Origin of the sequence: Castellaniella sp. (assembly GCF_049651205.1) — a bacterium.
Taxonomy (GTDB): Bacteria; Pseudomonadota; Gammaproteobacteria; order Burkholderiales; family Burkholderiaceae_B; genus Castellaniella.
The window spans coordinates 41,904-58,782 of record NZ_JBASBR010000015.1 but is presented as its reverse complement, the minus strand read 5'-3'; the positions used below and the strand labels follow the sequence as shown (position 1 = coordinate 58,782).

Sequence of the window (16,879 nt, the reverse complement as noted above, 5' to 3'; positions counted from 1 at the left end):
CAAACTAAAGCCCAATAGCATCAGGGGCCAACAACCCCACGGTCACGTAGCGTGGCGATCCGCTCGTCATCCATGCCAAACGCGTGCAGCACTTCGTCGGTGTGCTGGCCTAACAAGGGGCTGGGACGCCGGATTTGCTGCGGTGTGGCTGAAAATTTGCTGGCAAAGCCCAGCGTTTTAACCAGCCCCACCGTAGGATGATCAAACTGCTGGACCATCCCACGAGCGACATAGTGCGGATCGGCCAGCATCTCTGAAAAGCGGTTGATGGGCCCGGCCGGCACACCAGCCGCATCACAGCGCTGAATCCAGAAGGCAGTGTCCTCTTTGGCCAGCTCGGCTTCAATAAGCGGCTCAAGCACCTCAATGTGCGCCTTGCGATCTGAGTTGGTGAGGAATCGTGGATCCTGAATCCACTCAGGCCTGGTAACGACATCCTCGCAAAAGCGCTCCCAGGTGCGCTGGTTGGCACACCCCAGCACCAGATAGCCGTTGCGCGTGGCCAGTGACTGATACGGCGCAGACACCCGATGACGCCAGCCATCGGCGTGGGGCTCTCGCCCCTCGGCAAAATAGGCGGCTGCCTCCCAGGTAAACCAGGGGATGCCACACTCGCTGATCGCGACATCCACATGCTGGCCTTCACCGGTTTTTTGCCGATGAATATACGCAGCCAGAATGGAATACAGGGCGGTAATGCCCGCACCGATGTCATAGACAGCCACGCCGGTTTTCAGGGGCCTGCCTCCTGGCTCGCCTGTCATCGACATCAGGCCCGTGGCACCTTGGGCGACCAAATCAAACCCGCCCTTGTTGCGATAGGGGCCGCTTTGGCCATAGCCTGAAATAGAGCAATAAATAAGGCCGGGATTAATTTTGCGTAGTGTCTCGTAATCCACCGCCAAGGATTGTGTAACCCCGGGCCGGTAGTTCTCGACCACGATATCGCTTTGGCGTGCCATGTCGTAGAAAACCTCGCGCACGGCTTCGTCCTTGAGGTTGAGTGCCACGCTGCGCTTATTGCGATTGATCTGCATGAAGCAAGTGGATTCGCCCTCGACAAACGGCCCCATCTGGCGGGAGTCATCCCCCCCTTTGATTTTCTCGATCTTGATGACATCGGCGCCCATATCGGCCAGCACCATGGTGCAATAGGGCCCCGCCATAATCTGTGACATATCCAGTACCTGGACACCTTCTAGCGGCAAAGACATCGCGGTTTCCTTTCTTTATCGGCCATGCCATACCGGCCGGCGTTTCTGTAAAAATGCCTCGACGGCATCGTGAAAATCCTCGCTGCCATAGCACAAACGGATCAGGTCCTCGGCGGCCTCTGGGCTGGCCCGACGCACCATCTGGGTACGTCTGATGGCGGTTTTCATGGCCGTTAGCGTGAGTGGCGCCAGGCCCTGAATCTCAGTGATGACATCCTCTATTTTTTGCACCATCTCGGATGTCTCATATATGGCATTAACCACACCGGCAGCCAGCGCCTCCTGAGCTGTGATCATGCGTCCCAGCATCAGAAGCTCTTTGGCACGGGCAACCCCCACAAAATCCAGCAAAAGCGCCACATTGGCCATCGAAAGACAATTGCCCAATGTGCGGGCGATAGGCACACCCAGACGCAGCGCAGGATCTGCATAGCGAAAGTCGCACGCCAAGGCAATAGGCACACCACCGCCGGCACATACCCCGTGCAACACGGCGATGGTGGTGCACTTAAGGCGCTCCAGGCGCCCCACCACCCGGTCAATTCGCGTTTCGTAGGCAATGGCGTCGTCGCCACTTTTGAAATGCTGAAACTGTGCAATATCGGTACCCGCCACGAAAGCTTTGTCACCAGCCCCACGCAACACAACGACCCGTACGCCGGGATCAGCATCAAGCTCATCACAGATAGCTTCCAGCCCCTCGTACATAGCAAACGTCATGGCATTGTGGTGATGCGGACGGTTGAAGCAAATATCTGCCCGTGTACCGGATTTTTTGAAAACAAGATCGTCAGTCATCTGAGCACCTGTGGGCCATTAGCCGCCATACACGAACCGCACCAGCGACAGCGAAATATCCGGCAAATAGGTGTTGATCATCAACACGGCCAGCAGCACACCGATGAAGCCCAGATTGGCACGGGTGGTGCGCCAGATATCGGATTTTGCAATTGAGCACGCAGTGATCAGCACACTGGCAACCGGCGGGGTTTGCTGACCAATCGCCAGGTTGATGGTGACGATCAGGCCAAAGTGCACCGGATCGATCCCCACCGAGTGCACCAGCGGCATCACGATTGGAATTACCAGAATGATGGCTGCAGCCGAATGCAGGAACATTCCCAGCACCAGGAAGAACACGTTCATGATCATCAAAATGACGTATTTGTTGGAGCTGAAGCTTTCGATGCTGGCGGCAAGCTCCTGGGGCAGGCGCGCCTGGGTAAGGTACGAGCCCACCAGTGCCGAGGCGGCCACCAGCAACATCACAACGGCAGTCTGGATTCCGCTTTGCACGCAGGCGTCGTAGAGCTTTTTAAAGCTAAGCTCGCGATAAATAATGCCGGCGATGATCAGTGCCACCAGCACGGCCAACCCGGCACCCTCGGTTGCCGTCACAAACCCGCCAAAGATCCCTCCCAGGATAATCACCGGGATGGTAAGCGCCCAAAAGGCTTCTTTAAAAGCCTTGCGCAGCACCGACGCCTTGAATCGCGCCTCAACAGGAAAATTGTTTTTGCGTGCCAGGTAGTACGACATAGCAGCCAGGCCCAATGCCCCCAGGAGACCTGGCAACACCCCGGCAATGAACATCTTGACGATGGATTCTTGAGCCATCACCGCATACAAAATCATCGGAATCGACGGTGGCAAAATAATGGCCAGACTGGCCGCAGAGGACGAAATCGCTGCGGCGAATTCTTTGGAGTAGCCTTTTTTTTCCATCGCCGGGATGAGGACACTGCCCAGTGCCGCCACACCAGCCACGGCTGAGCCCGAGATCTCGGCAAAAAATGCCGAAGCGCCAATAGTGACCAACGCCAGACCGCCGCGGATGAAACCGAGCAATGCCGTGGTCAGGTCGATCAGGCGACGCGCCAGGCTGGAGCTGTTCATGATGGCGCCGGCAAAGATAAACAGCGGGATGGCCAGCAACGAAAAATTGGTGGAACCATCAAAAAGCACCAGCGGCACCTCTGGCAGCGCATTGGCACCGTAACTGAGATACGTGCCCGCGGCGCCCACAATTGCCAGTGCCACTGCAATCGGGATATTGATGACAATCAGGGCCAACAGACCCAACAACATGAGGGTAATAGCCATGGATAACCTCGGCGGATAGGAGAGACGGGTAGCTGGAGATCAGTACGGGGAAAGATCAGAAAATGTCATCTTCGGCATCGCTTTCGGCCGAGGAATCACCAGCAGCCGTTGTTTTCAGAAGCTCGGGCAAACGCAGGATTTCGGCCAGAATAAACAGGGCTGCACCCACCGGCACCGCAGATTGCGTGAGCTGTTGAGAAATCGCCGGCAAGCTGACCAGATTGCTGCCCGCCAGGATCTCGACCACATACATACCCATCCAACCCAGCAAGACAAAAAACGCAATGGTGCAGATTTCGGAGAGCACGGTGACAACCAGGCGCCACTTAAGCGGGATAATTGCCAGGACGCTGGGGCTGGCAATGTGCGCACCCCGTCCGGCGGCCAATGCACTGCCATAAAACGTCAGCCAGGCCAATCCAATACCCGCAAGCTCGTCCGTCCAGGACAAAGGCATACCCATCAAACGCGTGGTAAACCCCAAAATGACAATAAACGACAATGCCAGCACCAGAATCATCACGATCGCCGCCAGGATACGATCCAGGGCATACCGCAGAGAATCAACTGTATTCATAAGAGTCTCATTTGGAAGCAGCAGTTGGCGGGCCCGGCCACCAGGCGGCTGGGCCCGTGCCACGGTTTATTGTTTCAGCGACTCGATGACTTCAATCATCTTCTTGCCATCAGGGACTGTTTTCTCAAACTCGTCGTAGATGGGCTTGGAAGCCTTCTCGAAAGCGGCCTGGTCGATGGTGTTGACTTCCATGCCTTTCTCTTTGAGCTTGACGAGCAAGTCTTCATCCATCTTGGCACCGTACTCAAGCGCCACCGGCTGCATCTCAAGCCCGACTTCCCGGATGGTCTTGCGGACATCTTCGGGCAGACGTTTCCAGCTGGCACCCGAGAGCAAAGACACCGGGGTGTATACGTGGTGCGAGAGGGTAAGATACTTTTGCACCTCGTAGAAGTGCGCCGGATAGATTTGTGCCAAGGGGTTCTCCTGGCCGTCTACAGCACCAGTTTGCAACGCCACAAAGGTTTCCGAATACGGCAGCGGCGTGGGGCTGGCACCATAAGACTTGAACATCTTCACGCGCCACTCGCCGCTGGGGGTACGCAACTTGATCCCCTTGAGGTCTTCGGGGGTGCGGATGGGACGAACGTTGTTGGTGATGTTGCGAAAGCCGTTTTCCCACAAGGCCAGCAACACATAGCCGTTTTTCTTGGCGGCTTCGGTCATCTTGCCCACGATGTATTCGTTGTGCTGCACCTTGGCCATATGCGCATGATCCTTGATCAGAAATGGCATCTCGAACAAGGCAAATACGGGATCGACGGAGCTCATGACGGTAGACGGCAACGCCATGTCGATGGTGCCCAGCTTCAATTTGCGCAACATCTCGGTGTCGTTGCCCAACTGGCTAGAGCCATAGGTTTCTACCTTGGCCTTGTCGCCCAACTTGGCATTTACCCGCTTGGCAAACTCGTTGGCAGTGGCTTCCATCAACGAGCCTGGCTCGCCTACGTGGCCCAGACGGATAGTGGTGGTGGCCGCCTGTGCGGTGGATATCGCAGCAAACGCAAATACGCCGGCAGCGGCCATCAAACGAACTAATTTTTTGGTCTGTCTAATCATTGTTTCACCCTGAATTTGTAAGCCGCTGGCGGTGTCCGGCATGCAATGCACCCGTAAATGGCCACCGTATCGGCTGTTGGGTTGTCTCCATAAAGCCTCCTGTGCTGCTCATTGAGTGTACGGTTCCTCCTGTAGGACAAGCCGCAACCCGATCACAGGGCTGCGACGACTGTTTGCTCATATCCTTGGTCAGTCGCGCGCTAGCGCGACCGCACCTCGGCCTTTTCGGTGAGATAGCTCATGGCTGCCCGAGTGCCACCCGGTTGATGCGGCACCCCTGCCAAAGCCAGCCCCATCTCGACGCCTGCGAGCGTCCCGCAGACCGTGAGATCGTTTAGATCGCCCAGATGACCGATCCGGAATACTTTGTCTTTTACTTTGCTAAGCCCCTGGCCAAGTGACATATTGAAGTGATCAAGCACAATCTTGCGAAACGCATCGGCGCTGTGCCCCTCGGGCATCATCACGGCGGTAAGCGAGGGGCTGTAACGATCGGGGTCGGCACAGAGGATTTCCAGGCCCCAGGCCCGAACAGCACGGCGCGTAGCCTCGGCGTGGCGCTTATGGCGCTGGAATACGGTATCGAGCCCTTCGTCAAAGAGCATCTCCAGGGCCTCGTGCAGGCCATACAGCAAATTGGTGGCCGGCGTGTACGGAAAATAGCCGGTGGGGTTGATGGCGATCATGGCATGCCAATCCCAGTAAGAGCGGCGCAGATCATTTTTTTGGCTGGCGGCCAGTGCTTTTTCGCTGACGGCATTGAATGACAGCCCCGGAGGCAACATCATGCCTTTTTGAGAACCGGCGACCGTAACATCCACCCCCCACTCATCATGCCGATAATCGATCGAGCCCAGTGACGAAATGGTATCGACCATCAGCAAGGCGGGATGACTGGCGCGGTTGATGGCCTCGCGAACAGCGGGGATATCGCTGGTAACCCCCGTAGCGGTTTCATTGTGCACAATGCACACGGCCTTGATCTCGTGGGCGGTGTCGGCGCGCAAGCGCGCTTCGATGACATCTGGGTCTGCCGCGCGCCGCCAGTCTCCAGGTAGAAACTCAACCCGCAAGCCCAGGCTGACCGCCATTTTTTTCCAGAGCGTGGCAAAGTGTCCGGTTTCTGCCATCAACACTAAATTATTGGCCGACAAGGCATTGACCAGTGCGGCCTCCCAAGCCCCAGTGCCCGAAGCGGGATAAATGATGACGGGGCTTTCTGTCCTGAAGAGCTTTTTCAAGCCGGACAGCACAGATTTTCCGAGTTCGCCGAACTCGGGCCCCCGGTGATCGATGGTGCCATGGTCGATGGCGCGCAGAACCCGATCGGGCACATTGGTAGGCCCGGGAATCTGCAGAAAATGACGACCAGAAGGATGTGCACTGAGCCGTAACATATCGGGATTGCCCTCTAGGTAAGATCAACGTTTCGTATGCCGAAGAAATGAAGCACCTCTTTGGCGGCCTTAAAACCAGGCTTGGCAGGATATGCCGTGCCCCACGGTTGCGGATCTCGCCAGGCGGGATCCATACAAATGCTTATGGGCTCAACAGTGCGGCAATGCCCGCCTTGCCGATTTCAACGTCTTGCACCGACTTGACGCCCGAGACCCCCACTGCACCAACGACTTGCCCATCTACAAGAACAGGCACCCCACCCTCCAGCATGGCATCCATGGGGACAGACAGATAGGCGGTTCGGCCTTCGTTGATGGACGTTTCGTAGGCAGAGGATTCGCGGCGCCCCATGGCCGATGCACGGGCCTTGCCCGGTGAAATGGTGGCCGTGATGGGGGCCGCACCATCCAGGCGCAGCAAGCCCAGAAGATGGCCACCGTCGTCCACCACCGAAATGGTGACCGCCCATTGGTGTTCGCGGGCGTATCTGGCAGCACCCTGCAAAATCGTTTGGACGTCTACGTCCGTGAGGACAGGCTTGGTGTTCATGGTGAGGCTCCAAAAAACAAGGCTTACGCCAGGGCGCGTTCCAGCACCCGGGCAACGTGTTCTGCCTGGCGCTGTGCACCATCAACAATCTGGTGGCGGCAGCTAGTGCCATCAGCAACAATCAGATCGTCGGGCCCGGCACTGCGCACAGCGGGTAACAAAGAAAGCTCGGCCATCTTCATGGAAATATCAAAGTGGCTGGCTTCGTAACCAAAAGCGCCCGCCATCCCGCAACAGCTGGATTCAATCAGCTGCACCTGAAGCCCGGGCACCAGGCCCAGCACCTGCTGCACTGGCCTGACGGCGTCAAAGGCCTTTTGATGACAGTGTCCATGCAGCAATGCGCGCGTTTGCGGCAGCGCCTTCAGTGGCAGATTCAGGCGCCCAGCCTGGTGCTCTTTGGCAAGAAACTCTTCGAAAAGGAACGATTGTTTGGCCAGCGCCTGCGCGTCTTCTCCGAGCCCCATCACCAAAAATTCGTCACGCAGCGACAGCAGACACGAGGGCTCGAGCCCCACCACCGGCACACCGCGCGCCACAAAAGGCTGCAAGGCAGACACCACACGGCTGGCTTCTTTTTTGGCCTCGTCGAGCAAGCCAGCCGACAGGTAGGTGCGCCCGCAACACAAGGGCCGATTACGCTCGGCGTCATGGCTGGCCGGTCGTGCCACATGCACCTTGTAGCCTGCTGCAGACAGCACCGTCAGCGCTGCGTGTGCGTTCTCGGATTCGAGGTAGTTGTTAAAGGTGTCGGCAAACAGCACCACATCTGCGTCGTCGTGATGATCGGCAGGCGCTGAAGATAGAAAGGTATCGCGCCGCCACCTGGGCAGTGTGCGCCGCGCCGAAAACCCAAGGAGTTTTTCGGACAGCCACGCGGCACCCGGCACGGTATCTCGTGCATTAAACAGCCACGGCATGCGCGCAGCCCAGCCCGCCCACTTGGGCATCGTGGCGATCAGGCGATCTTTGAGTGTCGTGCCGTGTTGCTTTTGCCACTGATAGAGAAATTCTGTTTTCATCCGCGCCATATCGACGCCGGTGGGGCACTCACGTTTACAAGCCTTGCAGCCAACGCAAAGGTCCAGACTGCGACGGACCTCTTCGGAAACAAACGCATTGGGGCCCATTTGGCCCGATAAGGCCAGACGCAAGGTATTGGCACGGCCACGGGTAAGGTGCTGCTCGTCGCGGGTGACACGGTAGCTGGGGCACATGGCCCCCGCATCAAACTTGCGGCAGTGGCCATTGTTGTTGCACATCTCGATGGCTTTGCCAAAACCCTTGGCTGGATCGTTGCCCGAGCCGGCGGGCCCAGAGGTTTGCTCGCGGGGGTTTTGAGTGACATTCCAGGCCCCCCAATCAAGACCAGGCTGAAATGGCAGCACCTGGTATGACGGCTTGAAGCGAAACAGGGAGACGTCATCCATTTTGGGTGGATGAACGATCTTGCCCGGATTCATCAGGCCGGCAGGGTCGAACAGCGCCTTGATGTCTTCGAAAGCACGAGCAAGGCGCGGACCAAACTGCCAGGAGATCCACTCGCTGCGAACCAGACCGTCGCCGTGCTCGCCGGAGTAGGCCCCTTTGTATTCGCGCACGATGGCGCTGGCCTCTTCTGCAATAGCCCGCATTTTTTCGGCGCCATCCACCCGCATATCGAGAATCGGCCGTACATGCAGCGTACCCACTGAGGCATGGGCATACCAAGTACCGCTGGTGCCATGCTTGTGAAAAATCTCGGTGAGGCGACTGGTGTAATCGGCCAGGTGCTCTAGTGGTACAGCGCAGTCTTCGATGAAGGATACCGGCTTGCCATCACCCCGCATGCTCATCATGATGTTCAGGCCCGCTTTGCGCACACCCCACAAGGCCTGCTGCTGATGGGCCTCGGGCAGGCGTACCACACAGCCCGGATGACCAAGATCGCCCATCAGATCCGCCAATTGATCAAGTTTATGCAACTGAGCATCACGCGACGGGCCAGCAAACTCGACCAGCAGCAGGGCACTGGGCTCGCCAATCAGGGCCTGACGGATAACCGGCGCAAAGGCGGGATTGCCCAGACCCAACGTGATCATCGTGTGGTCGACGAGCTCGACGGCGGTGGGCTCGAGGGTGACAATATGTTTGGCAGACTCCATCGCGGCACGCAACGACGGAAAATTAACCACCCCCAGCACCTTGTTGGCCGGCAACGGCGAGAGTTTCAGGGTGATTTGCCGGGTGATCCCCAACGTGCCCTCGCTGCCCACCAGCAAATGCGCCAGATTGACACTGTTATCCGGCGTATACGGACGAACACTCTGCGGATTAAATATATCCAGGTTGTAGCCCCCAACCCGACGCAGCACATTGGGCACCTGACGCGCGATTTCTTCGTGCTCGCGAGTGGCGATATCGCGCAGCGACTGCACCAGTGCACCCAGGCGAGACGTGTCATCCAGCATCTGGGCCATTGCTTGAAAACAGCCTTCGGTGCCATCCGACAACAAGGCATCGATAGCCTGCACGTTGTGCACCATATTGCCGTAGGCGATTGACCGTGAGCCGCAGGAGTTATTGCCCGCCATACCCCCCAGCGTGCATTGGGCTGCCGTGCTGACATCCACCGGAAACCACACGCCATGTGGGCGCAAGGCGGCATTCAGTTGATCCAGCACGATGCCTGGCTCGACAGTGACCGTCATGGCATCGAGGTTCAGATCAACAATCTGGTTAAGATATTTGCTGTTGTCGAGGATCAGGGCATGACCCACGGTTTGCCCGCACTGCGAGGTACCGGCCCCACGAGCAATAATGGGCGCCTTGAGCTCGCGGCAGATATCTACTGCAATACGGATGTCGTCGAAGGTTTTTGGCACCAAGACCCCGATGGGGTCTACCTGGTAGATAGAGGCATCTGTGGCATAACGTCCGCGATCACCGCTGCTGAACAGGATTTCACCCTGGACTTCGCGAGCCAGACGTTGCGACAGCGCATTGCGCTGTTGGCCGGCATGAACAATTATGCGAGGTGCCAGAGTATCCATGGAGTGCAGTACCGTGAATATTGAATTTTGAATTCAATTTAGGTTAACAACACTTATTCCGAAAAGAAAGTATCAAAGGTGCATAAACTCCCTGTTTTGTATGGGTATTTTCCCTAGTTCTTCCCGGAAAACATACAATCGAGTAACATGACGTCGTTTGAATATATTTGTCTTTTGCATGCAAAACGCTAAAAATACTCACCAAGAGTACCCGCCGGCACAAATCTCCCGCCTGACACGCACGCAGTTGCACGATACCGTGGTGGGGCATCTGCGCAATTTTATTGTCGAAGGCGTTTTGCCGCCCGGCAGCAAACTCAACGAGCGCGAGCTCTGCGAGCGCCTGGGTATCTCTCGCACGCCATTACGAGAAGCCCTGAAAGTGCTGGCAGCCGAGGGTCTGGTTGTTATTACCCCCAATCGGGGTGCCTCTGTTTTCCAGATTTCCGAAGACGAGGTCTGCGAGCTCTTTGAGCTCATGAGCGGGCTGGAAGCGTTTTCCGGTTTATTGGCCTGCGAGCGCATCACCCCGGCCGAGCTGGCCGAGATCAAGGCACTGCACTACACGATGCTGGCGTGCCACGCCCAGGGAGACCTTCCTGGCTACTATGCAAAAAACCACGAGATTCACGACAAGATCAATCAAGTAGCCCGCAATGCGTCACTACGCCATATTTATCTCACCACCAACCAAAGGCTGCAGGCGCTGCGCTTTCGCTCGAACCTGGAACACGCCAAATGGGACAAAGCCGTGCAAGAGCACGCCGAGATGATCCAGATTCTTGAGGCTCGAGATGGCCCGCGGCTAGCGGCATTGCTGCGCCAGCACCTGCTAACCAAGCGCGAAACCGTGCTGCGTATGCTGGCTGCAGAAAACAGTAGTGCAGCAGTCAGCTAAACCGCCACAGCAGCCAAGCCCAAATCCTTAAACCTTAAAGATTTCCTCGAAATCCGGCTCAAGTGCCTGGCCGCCGTTCAGATTGAGGCTGCGCTCGATGTGGATCAGGTGCTCGCGCATCAGGCGCTCGGCGCCTGCCGCATCGCCCGCCTCGATCAGATCAACGAGGTCGGCGTGTTCGTTTTGCGGACATGCAGCGGCCGTGGGGCTGTCATACAAGGTGATGATGAGGCACGTCAGGGACGTCAGCTCGCGAATCGCGCGGGCCAGAAAGCCACCGGCCACCATATCCACCAAATGGATGTGAAAGACGCCCGACAGGCGGATGATCCTGCGCAGGTCATCCTGATCGCGGGCCTCTTTTTCTTCGGTCAGGTGTTGACGCAGCACCGCCACGTCTTCTGGTGTGGCCTGGCTGCACAGCTTGGCCACCAGGGGGGGCTCGAGCAGGCGCCGGGCTTCGAACATCTCGCAGGCTTCTTCTACAGTGGGCTGCGCCACGTAGGCACCACGGTTTGGGATCAGGGTAATGATCTGCTCGTGCGCAAGACGCGCCAACACCTGGCGGATCTTGGTGCGGCTGACGCCGGTCACTTCGGCCAGGCGCTCTTCAGCCAATTTGGCTCCCGGCAGCAAGCGGCGCTCGAGGATACCCAGCTGGATACGCTGGTAGATGTCCTCGACACTCATGACGGCTCGCGTCTGCTTGCGGCGGGGGGCGGTTTTCTTGACTGGGGTGAGCATAGTATTGAGGCTTCAGAGTAGTTGCCCACTGCACGGCCCGAGGGCTGGAGCAAATGGAAGGCCGGCCAACATCAGAAATTCGTTTTGTTGCAGTTTATTGTACACAACACAGTAACAATTTTTTGTCGATATTGTCGCGTTTAAACTGCCACAAGATATCGGACAGCCTGGCTCAGCCCACTTCCCGAAACAGGCGCCCCCAGTTTTTGATCTGTTTCGGGTCTGTCCCAGCCAGCTTCAGTGCTTTCCAGACTACCGTAGAGACGGAGTCGTACAAAGGCACGCCCAACTCGGTTTCGATTCGACCAGCCAGCTGTGCCGCCTTGACGTTGGTGCACATCACGGTCAGCGCATCCACCCCGGCAGTGGTCACTTCTCGGGCCATCTGCATGATCTGGGCCTCGGATACTTCGGAGAACTCGAAGTTGACGTGCAAATCGGCGTGCCGCTCGGCAGGGATCTCGATACCAGCCGAGTGATAGTTGGCGATGATCTTTTGCTGCACAGACTCGATGTAGGGCGAAATCAGGCCCAATTTCCTGACCCCGGTAAGCGCCAGGATTTCGTTAAGCGCAAGCACAGAGGTTGTGGTTGGTATGCCTGTGGCCCCGGTGATTTCGCGGCACAAGGCCTCATCCGAATCAAAACCCATCCAGCTGGCGGCTGTGCCGCTCCAGCCGATGACATCCACACGCGCATCCGCCAGTTGCCTGGCCGCATCCAGAATCTTTTGGGTATCAAACTGCCGCAAGGAGTTCTTATCCAGCGAAATGTCGGTGACGGTAAACCGCGCGAAGTGTGCCGAGACCCCCGGCACCTCGCTGACAATGGCGCTGGTCAGTGGCTCCAGCGCCGTATTTGAGGAGGGCGTCAGGATTCCGAGCAACACACGTTTGGCCATTTTTTACCTCTTGATCTGAATAAACAAAGTGGACGGCCCCGGCGCTACAGATGCGAAGGCAGCCAAAGCGCAATACCGGGAAAATAAATGATCAATGCCACCAATATCAGCATGATCACCACGAAGGGCAGTGAGCCGCGGATGACATCCATGATGGAACCCTTGCCGCGAATCCCCTGCACCACATAGAGGTTCATGCCCACCGGAGGAGTGATCAGCGACAGCTCCATCATCAGTACCAGGAAAATCCCGAACCAGACGGGGTCAAAACCCAGCGACACCACCAGCGGCACGATGACGGGTACTGTGGCGATCATCATTGACAGGGTCTCGAGGAAACATCCCAGAATGATGTAGAGGATGACCAGAATCCACATGGTTTCGATGGGCGTCGTACCCAGCGCAGCCACGTAGCTGGAGACGGCCTGCGGCACCCCCAGGATACCGACGACGTAATTTAGAAAGAACGCTCCAAGGATGATCAGCAGCACCATGGCGGTGGTGCGTGTCGCCGCGAGAAACGACTCGTGCAGCATGGCAAAGCTAAGCTTGCGATACCACGCCGCCACCAGCAACGACATCACCACACCGATGGCCGCGGCCTCGGTGGGTGTCGCCCAGCCCATGTAGATGCCACCCATCACAACAAAGAAAACCAGGCCGGGCGGAATCAGATCACACAGGGCCCTAAGGCGTTGCGACAAAGGCGGAACCGCTTCTTTGACCCCAGCCAAAGAAGGGCGCATGACGCAGAGCAAGACAATAGCCAGCATGAACATGGCGGCCAGCAGCAAGCCGGGCACAATACCGGCAATGAAAAGCTTGCCAATGGACGTATTGGTGATGGCGCCATAGACGATCATATTGATGCTGGGTGGAATCAAGATCCCCAGGGTGCCCCCTGCAGCAATCGTTCCCAGCACCAGTTTCTCGTCGTACTTGCGTTCTTCGAGTGCCGGCAAGGCCACCGTACCAATTGTGGCGGCGGTTGCCACCGAAGAACCGGAAATTGCCGCAAAAATGGAGCACGACACGATATTGGTGTGCAGCAGGCCCCCGGGCAGGCGCGACAACCATCCCGCCAAAGAGCGATACATGCGGTCTGTCACGCCTGCACGCACCAGGATTTCTCCGAGGAGAATGAACAGGGGAATACACGTGAGGATGAAGTCGTTGAGCGCCCCCCACATGGTGTTGCCAAAAGACATGAGGGTGGGCAGCCCCAGATAAACCAGGGCCCCCAGCGCGGCCGTGAGAAAAAGGGATGCCGCGATGCTGATGCCCACCAGCATCAGTGACAGCATGATGAGGAAACCGATAAACGCCGTGCCAAAATCAATCATGAGAAGCTCCTTTGGCGACGGCGGTGCTGGATGGCCGACCATCCAGATCGTCCACGCTCAGGCGCTCTTCCTGGATTTCTTCTTCGAGGGTTTTGGGCCCATAAAACTGTAATGCCTGGTGCGAATGCCCCCGCACCATCAACCACACGGCATGCAACAAGAGCAGTACCGCAACCACGGCAAACAGAATCAGGCCCAATAACCAGATAGATTGCGGAATCCACTGCGGGGTGTGCAGGGGCGTATTGGCCGTACTGCCGTATTCGATGCTTTCGGCCAGGGTGCCCCACGCCCGCCACGCCATGAAGCAGGCGTATGCCGCCATGCCTGCCATGGCCAGAAAATTTGCCAGCAGCCGCAAACGCCTGGGCAGCCACTGGTAGAAGATGTCTATGCGCGTATGGGCGTCTTTCAACAAGGCATAGGTAAAGCCGAAAGCCGCCATGATTGCCACGATATAACCACCGATTTCGTCTGTTCCCAGAGAGGATGCATTGAACACCTTGCGAACAATGACGTCATAGGTAATCAACAGCGACAACACGATCAACGCATACCCAGCCACATACGCCGCGGCTTTTGCAACCGGCAAGCACGCATTGGCGATCAAATTTGGTCTGGCCATGAGAGAGTCTCCGATCCAATCGTATTACTTAACCCCGGAGATCCGTCCGTAACCCATCGCCTTGCCGACGGTGGACAACCAACGATCCGAGCAGCCTGGAATCACCGAATTGCAGTTCTCGGCCCACTGGGGCAACACCTGGCGATTAACCACGCCCTTGAGCTGTGCGAGCTCGGCCGGGGTGACCGGATTGAGTGTCATGTTGTACTTGGTGTGCTCTTTGCAATCGGCGCTGCCGGTATTGCAATTGGTGGCATCTTTATCGACGTCGATGGCCAGATCCCACATATCGCTTTCCATCTTCTTGAATGCCTTGGTCAGCGCCTGCTGCTGCTCGGCAGAAAACTGCTTCCAGGTATCCAGATTGATGAAGTGCCCTTGCATCGAGTTGGACACAGCCAGCGGCACCAGATACTTGGTGACTTCAGGCCATTTGCCGCCATTGCCGGCAGACGATGCGGTCACGCCGCAATCGGCTACACCGCGCTGCAGTGCCAGATAAACTTCGGCGTACTGCAAGGTAACAGGTGAGCCCCCCAGGCCTTGTACCAAGGTGGCCATGGAGGTTGTAAAGGTGCGGATTTTCTTGCCTTTGAAATCCTCGAGTTTTTCGATGGGGTCTTTGCAAAACAGGATTTGCGGGCCAAAGGGCCACAAGGCCAGCGTTTTGACATTGAAGCGCTGTTGGACTTCCTTATCAAACTCGTCGCGGATGGCTTCCATGACCTTGCGCTGATCTGCCACATTGGTGGCAACCCCTGCCAGATCGATACCTTCGAGGAAGGGGTCGTCACGTGCGGCCATGCCGATCTGCACCGAAGCGATATCAAAGGCGCCCGATTTCAGAAGGCGCATGGCATCCGCCGCCTTGACGTTGACCAGATCCATGGGGCTGTAGCTGATCTTTGAAGAAATGCCCGTGTCTTTGGCGAGATTGGTGAAAAACGGCCGTTCGACCAGATCCACCTGCTTTTTATTACCCGAAAAATTGCCCAGCACCCTGAGTGTTTCAGGCTCTGCCCAAGCGGTGGTGGAGGCCACGCACGTGAAAGCCAGTGCAGAGGCCAAAAAAAGGCTCTTCATTTTGAAAGTCATCATTGTCTCCTTGCCATATCTAATCGTATGTGTGGTGAATAACCGCCTGCAAAACCCCGGCTGACGCCTGACGGACGGATTGGCGATCCAAGCATAAACATGATGTGTACAATATGTCAAAACAAACTGCATACAAAGTGCTGTGATTTACTTTGAAAAAGCCTTCAAAAACATTTTTTTAATAGAACAGAAATTCTTTTATATTTTATATAACTATATGAATATAAATAGAAATTTCAGTAGAAAACACTGTTTATTAAATCTTGGTAAATTCACTATATAAGTGAAAACACTAATGTTGACAATAAGCGCTTAATATTAGGCTTTATACATGCTTTAGGCCCTCAAACCACCCGCGTGGCAGCCGGCCAAACTACTCAGCAAGCAAGCTTCCTGGGCTCGGCCGGCAAGGGCAGGTTTTTACCTTGCGCAAATTTCATGCTTTGAGGGCACTGCAATGAAACTCTTTCGACACGGCGCCACCGGCCAAGAACGCCCCGGCCTCATCGATGCCCAAGGCATCTACCGCGATCTGTCTGACGTCGTGGATGACATCACCGGCGCCACCCTCACAAAACAGGTGCAGCAGCGATTGCGTACGCTGGATACGTCCCGCTTGCCTGCGCTGCCTGCGGCCATCCGCCTGGGGCCTTGCATCGCCAAGGTTCACAACTTCATTGGTCTGGGGCTTAACTTTGCAGACCACGCAGCCGAAGCCAAGTTGCCCATACCCCAGCACCCTTTGGTGTTCAACAAGGCCCCTACGTGTATCGCCGGGCCCCACGACCCCCTTATCATCCCTCCCGGCAGCCGTGAGCTTGACTACGAAGTAGAAATGGCCGTGGTGCTGTGCCAGGATGCCTGGCAAGTCAGCGAAGCCCACGCACTGGATTACGTGGGCGGCTACTGCTTAAGCAATGATTTCACCGACAGGTACTGGCAAAACCATTACGCAGGCCAATGGACTATCGGCAAAAGTGCCCCCGGTTTTGGCCCGCTGGGGCCCTGGCTGGTTACCGCCGACGACATCCCCAGCCCTGGCGACATCCAACTGGCGCTCTCCGTCAATCAGCAGCGCAAGCAATACGCCAACACCTCGGGGATGATTTTCAATGTGGCGCAGGTGATTTCCTACGTCTCCCGCTTTTTTCGCTTGTCTTGCGGAGACGTCATCACGCTGGGCACACCGGCGGGGGTGGGTCTTGCCACCGACAGCTATCTGAAGCCAGGCGACAAAATCACGGCCTCCGGAGGCATTCTGGGCGAACAACACATCCAGATTCTTCCCGGGTAAGGCCACACCAAAAGCCGCCTGCCGTACTTTAGAAAAAGGCGTAC

Annotated in this window: 15 protein-coding genes; 2 read left to right on the top strand and 13 right to left on the bottom strand. The window is 56.8% G+C overall.

The window, feature by feature from the left end; all coding sequences use genetic code 11:
- Positions 1-20: 20 nt before the first annotated feature.
- From WA928_RS10700 to WA928_RS10665, 8 genes are all read right to left on the bottom strand, one after another.
- Entirely contained in the window at positions 21-1,214 is a 1,194-nt protein-coding gene (locus WA928_RS10700; RefSeq protein WP_350381202.1) for a CaiB/BaiF CoA transferase family protein, read from the bottom strand.
- A 15-nt stretch (positions 1,215-1,229) separates the two neighbouring features.
- The gene (locus tag WA928_RS10695; RefSeq protein ID WP_424303217.1) at positions 1,230-2,012 is read right to left on the bottom strand and encodes an enoyl-CoA hydratase/isomerase family protein; all 783 of its coding nucleotides are present in this window, start codon (positions 2,010-2,012) and stop codon (positions 1,230-1,232) included.
- A gap of 18 nt (positions 2,013-2,030) precedes the next feature.
- Positions 2,031-3,317, bottom strand: a complete 1,287-nt coding sequence (locus tag WA928_RS10690) for a TRAP transporter large permease (protein ID WP_424303214.1) — start codon at positions 3,315-3,317, stop codon at positions 2,031-2,033.
- Between the two features lie 55 nt (positions 3,318-3,372).
- A complete protein-coding gene (locus WA928_RS10685; RefSeq protein ID WP_424303211.1) occupies positions 3,373-3,894 on the bottom strand; it encodes a TRAP transporter small permease in 522 nt (173 codons plus the stop codon).
- 66 nt (positions 3,895-3,960) lie between these two features.
- Positions 3,961-4,956 carry a TRAP transporter substrate-binding protein gene (locus WA928_RS10680; protein WP_424303208.1) on the bottom strand — a complete coding sequence of 332 codons (996 nt, stop codon included), beginning with the start codon at positions 4,954-4,956 and terminating at the stop codon, positions 3,961-3,963.
- Between the two features lie 200 nt (positions 4,957-5,156).
- Positions 5,157-6,353: a pyridoxal-phosphate-dependent aminotransferase family protein gene (locus WA928_RS10675; protein WP_424303205.1), complete on the bottom strand. Its 1,197-nt coding sequence runs from the start codon at positions 6,351-6,353 to the stop codon at positions 5,157-5,159.
- 142 nt (positions 6,354-6,495) lie between these two features.
- On the bottom strand, positions 6,496-6,903 hold the full coding sequence (locus tag WA928_RS10670) for a heme-binding protein (protein WP_424303202.1): 408 nt from the start codon (positions 6,901-6,903) through the stop codon (positions 6,496-6,498).
- Positions 6,904-6,926: 23 nt separating this feature from the next.
- Positions 6,927-9,935 carry an FAD-binding and (Fe-S)-binding domain-containing protein gene (locus WA928_RS10665; RefSeq protein WP_424303199.1) on the bottom strand — a complete coding sequence of 1,003 codons (3,009 nt, stop codon included), beginning with the start codon at positions 9,933-9,935 and terminating at the stop codon, positions 6,927-6,929.
- Positions 9,936-10,113: 178 nt separating this feature from the next.
- On the opposite strand from WA928_RS10665, the gene WA928_RS10660 reads away from it, so the two are divergent.
- A complete protein-coding gene (locus WA928_RS10660) occupies positions 10,114-10,833 on the top strand; it encodes a GntR family transcriptional regulator (RefSeq protein WP_424303196.1) in 720 nt (239 codons plus the stop codon).
- Between the two features lie 27 nt (positions 10,834-10,860).
- On the opposite strand, the gene WA928_RS10655 is transcribed toward WA928_RS10660, so the two are convergent.
- The 5 genes from WA928_RS10655 to WA928_RS10635 form a co-directional block, all read right to left on the bottom strand.
- Positions 10,861-11,577, bottom strand: a complete 717-nt coding sequence (locus tag WA928_RS10655) for a GntR family transcriptional regulator (protein WP_350381218.1) — start codon at positions 11,575-11,577, stop codon at positions 10,861-10,863.
- A gap of 172 nt (positions 11,578-11,749) precedes the next feature.
- The gene (locus WA928_RS10650) at positions 11,750-12,478 is read right to left on the bottom strand and encodes a maleate cis-trans isomerase family protein (RefSeq protein ID WP_350381219.1); all 729 of its coding nucleotides are present in this window, start codon (positions 12,476-12,478) and stop codon (positions 11,750-11,752) included.
- Between the two features lie 44 nt (positions 12,479-12,522).
- A complete protein-coding gene (locus tag WA928_RS10645; protein ID WP_350381220.1) occupies positions 12,523-13,821 on the bottom strand; it encodes a TRAP transporter large permease in 1,299 nt (432 codons plus the stop codon).
- On the bottom strand, positions 13,814-14,446 hold the full coding sequence (locus WA928_RS10640; RefSeq protein ID WP_350381222.1) for a TRAP transporter small permease subunit: 633 nt from the start codon (positions 14,444-14,446) through the stop codon (positions 13,814-13,816). Before WA928_RS10640 ends, WA928_RS10645 begins: the two co-directional genes overlap by 8 nt.
- Positions 14,447-14,470: 24 nt before the next feature.
- Complete coding sequence (locus tag WA928_RS10635; protein ID WP_424303190.1) at positions 14,471-15,544, bottom strand: TRAP transporter substrate-binding protein; 1,074 nt, start codon at positions 15,542-15,544, stop codon at positions 14,471-14,473.
- Between the two features lie 454 nt (positions 15,545-15,998).
- On the opposite strand from WA928_RS10635, the gene WA928_RS10630 reads away from it, so the two are divergent.
- On the top strand, positions 15,999-16,835 hold the full coding sequence (locus WA928_RS10630; RefSeq protein WP_424303187.1) for a fumarylacetoacetate hydrolase family protein: 837 nt from the start codon (positions 15,999-16,001) through the stop codon (positions 16,833-16,835).
- Positions 16,836-16,879 lie beyond the last annotated feature (44 nt).

Coding starts and splice junctions, on each gene's coding strand:
- WA928_RS10700 (WP_350381202.1), bottom strand. CDS start 1,214: ATGTCTTTGCCGCTAGAAGGTGTCCAGGTACTGGATATGTCACAGATT.
- WA928_RS10695 (WP_424303217.1), bottom strand. CDS start 2,012: ATGACTGACGATCTTGTTTTCAAAAAATCCGGTACACGGGCAGATATT.
- WA928_RS10690 (WP_424303214.1), bottom strand. CDS start 3,317: ATGGCTATTACCCTCATGTTGTTGGGTCTGTTGGCCCTGATTGTCATC.
- WA928_RS10685 (WP_424303211.1), bottom strand. CDS start 3,894: ATGAATACAGTTGATTCTCTGCGGTATGCCCTGGATCGTATCCTGGCG.
- WA928_RS10680 (WP_424303208.1), bottom strand. CDS start 4,956: ATGATTAGACAGACCAAAAAATTAGTTCGTTTGATGGCCGCTGCCGGC.
- WA928_RS10675 (WP_424303205.1), bottom strand. CDS start 6,353: ATGTTACGGCTCAGTGCACATCCTTCTGGTCGTCATTTTCTGCAGATT.
- WA928_RS10670 (WP_424303202.1), bottom strand. CDS start 6,903: ATGAACACCAAGCCTGTCCTCACGGACGTAGACGTCCAAACGATTTTG.
- WA928_RS10665 (WP_424303199.1), bottom strand. CDS start 9,935: ATGGATACTCTGGCACCTCGCATAATTGTTCATGCCGGCCAACAGCGC.
- WA928_RS10660 (WP_424303196.1), top strand. CDS start 10,114: ATGCAAAACGCTAAAAATACTCACCAAGAGTACCCGCCGGCACAAATC.
- WA928_RS10655 (WP_350381218.1), bottom strand. CDS start 11,577: ATGCTCACCCCAGTCAAGAAAACCGCCCCCCGCCGCAAGCAGACGCGA.
- WA928_RS10650 (WP_350381219.1), bottom strand. CDS start 12,478: ATGGCCAAACGTGTGTTGCTCGGAATCCTGACGCCCTCCTCAAATACG.
- WA928_RS10645 (WP_350381220.1), bottom strand. CDS start 13,821: ATGATTGATTTTGGCACGGCGTTTATCGGTTTCCTCATCATGCTGTCA.
- WA928_RS10640 (WP_350381222.1), bottom strand. CDS start 14,446: ATGGCCAGACCAAATTTGATCGCCAATGCGTGCTTGCCGGTTGCAAAA.
- WA928_RS10635 (WP_424303190.1), bottom strand. CDS start 15,544: ATGATGACTTTCAAAATGAAGAGCCTTTTTTTGGCCTCTGCACTGGCT.
- WA928_RS10630 (WP_424303187.1), top strand. CDS start 15,999: ATGAAACTCTTTCGACACGGCGCCACCGGCCAAGAACGCCCCGGCCTC.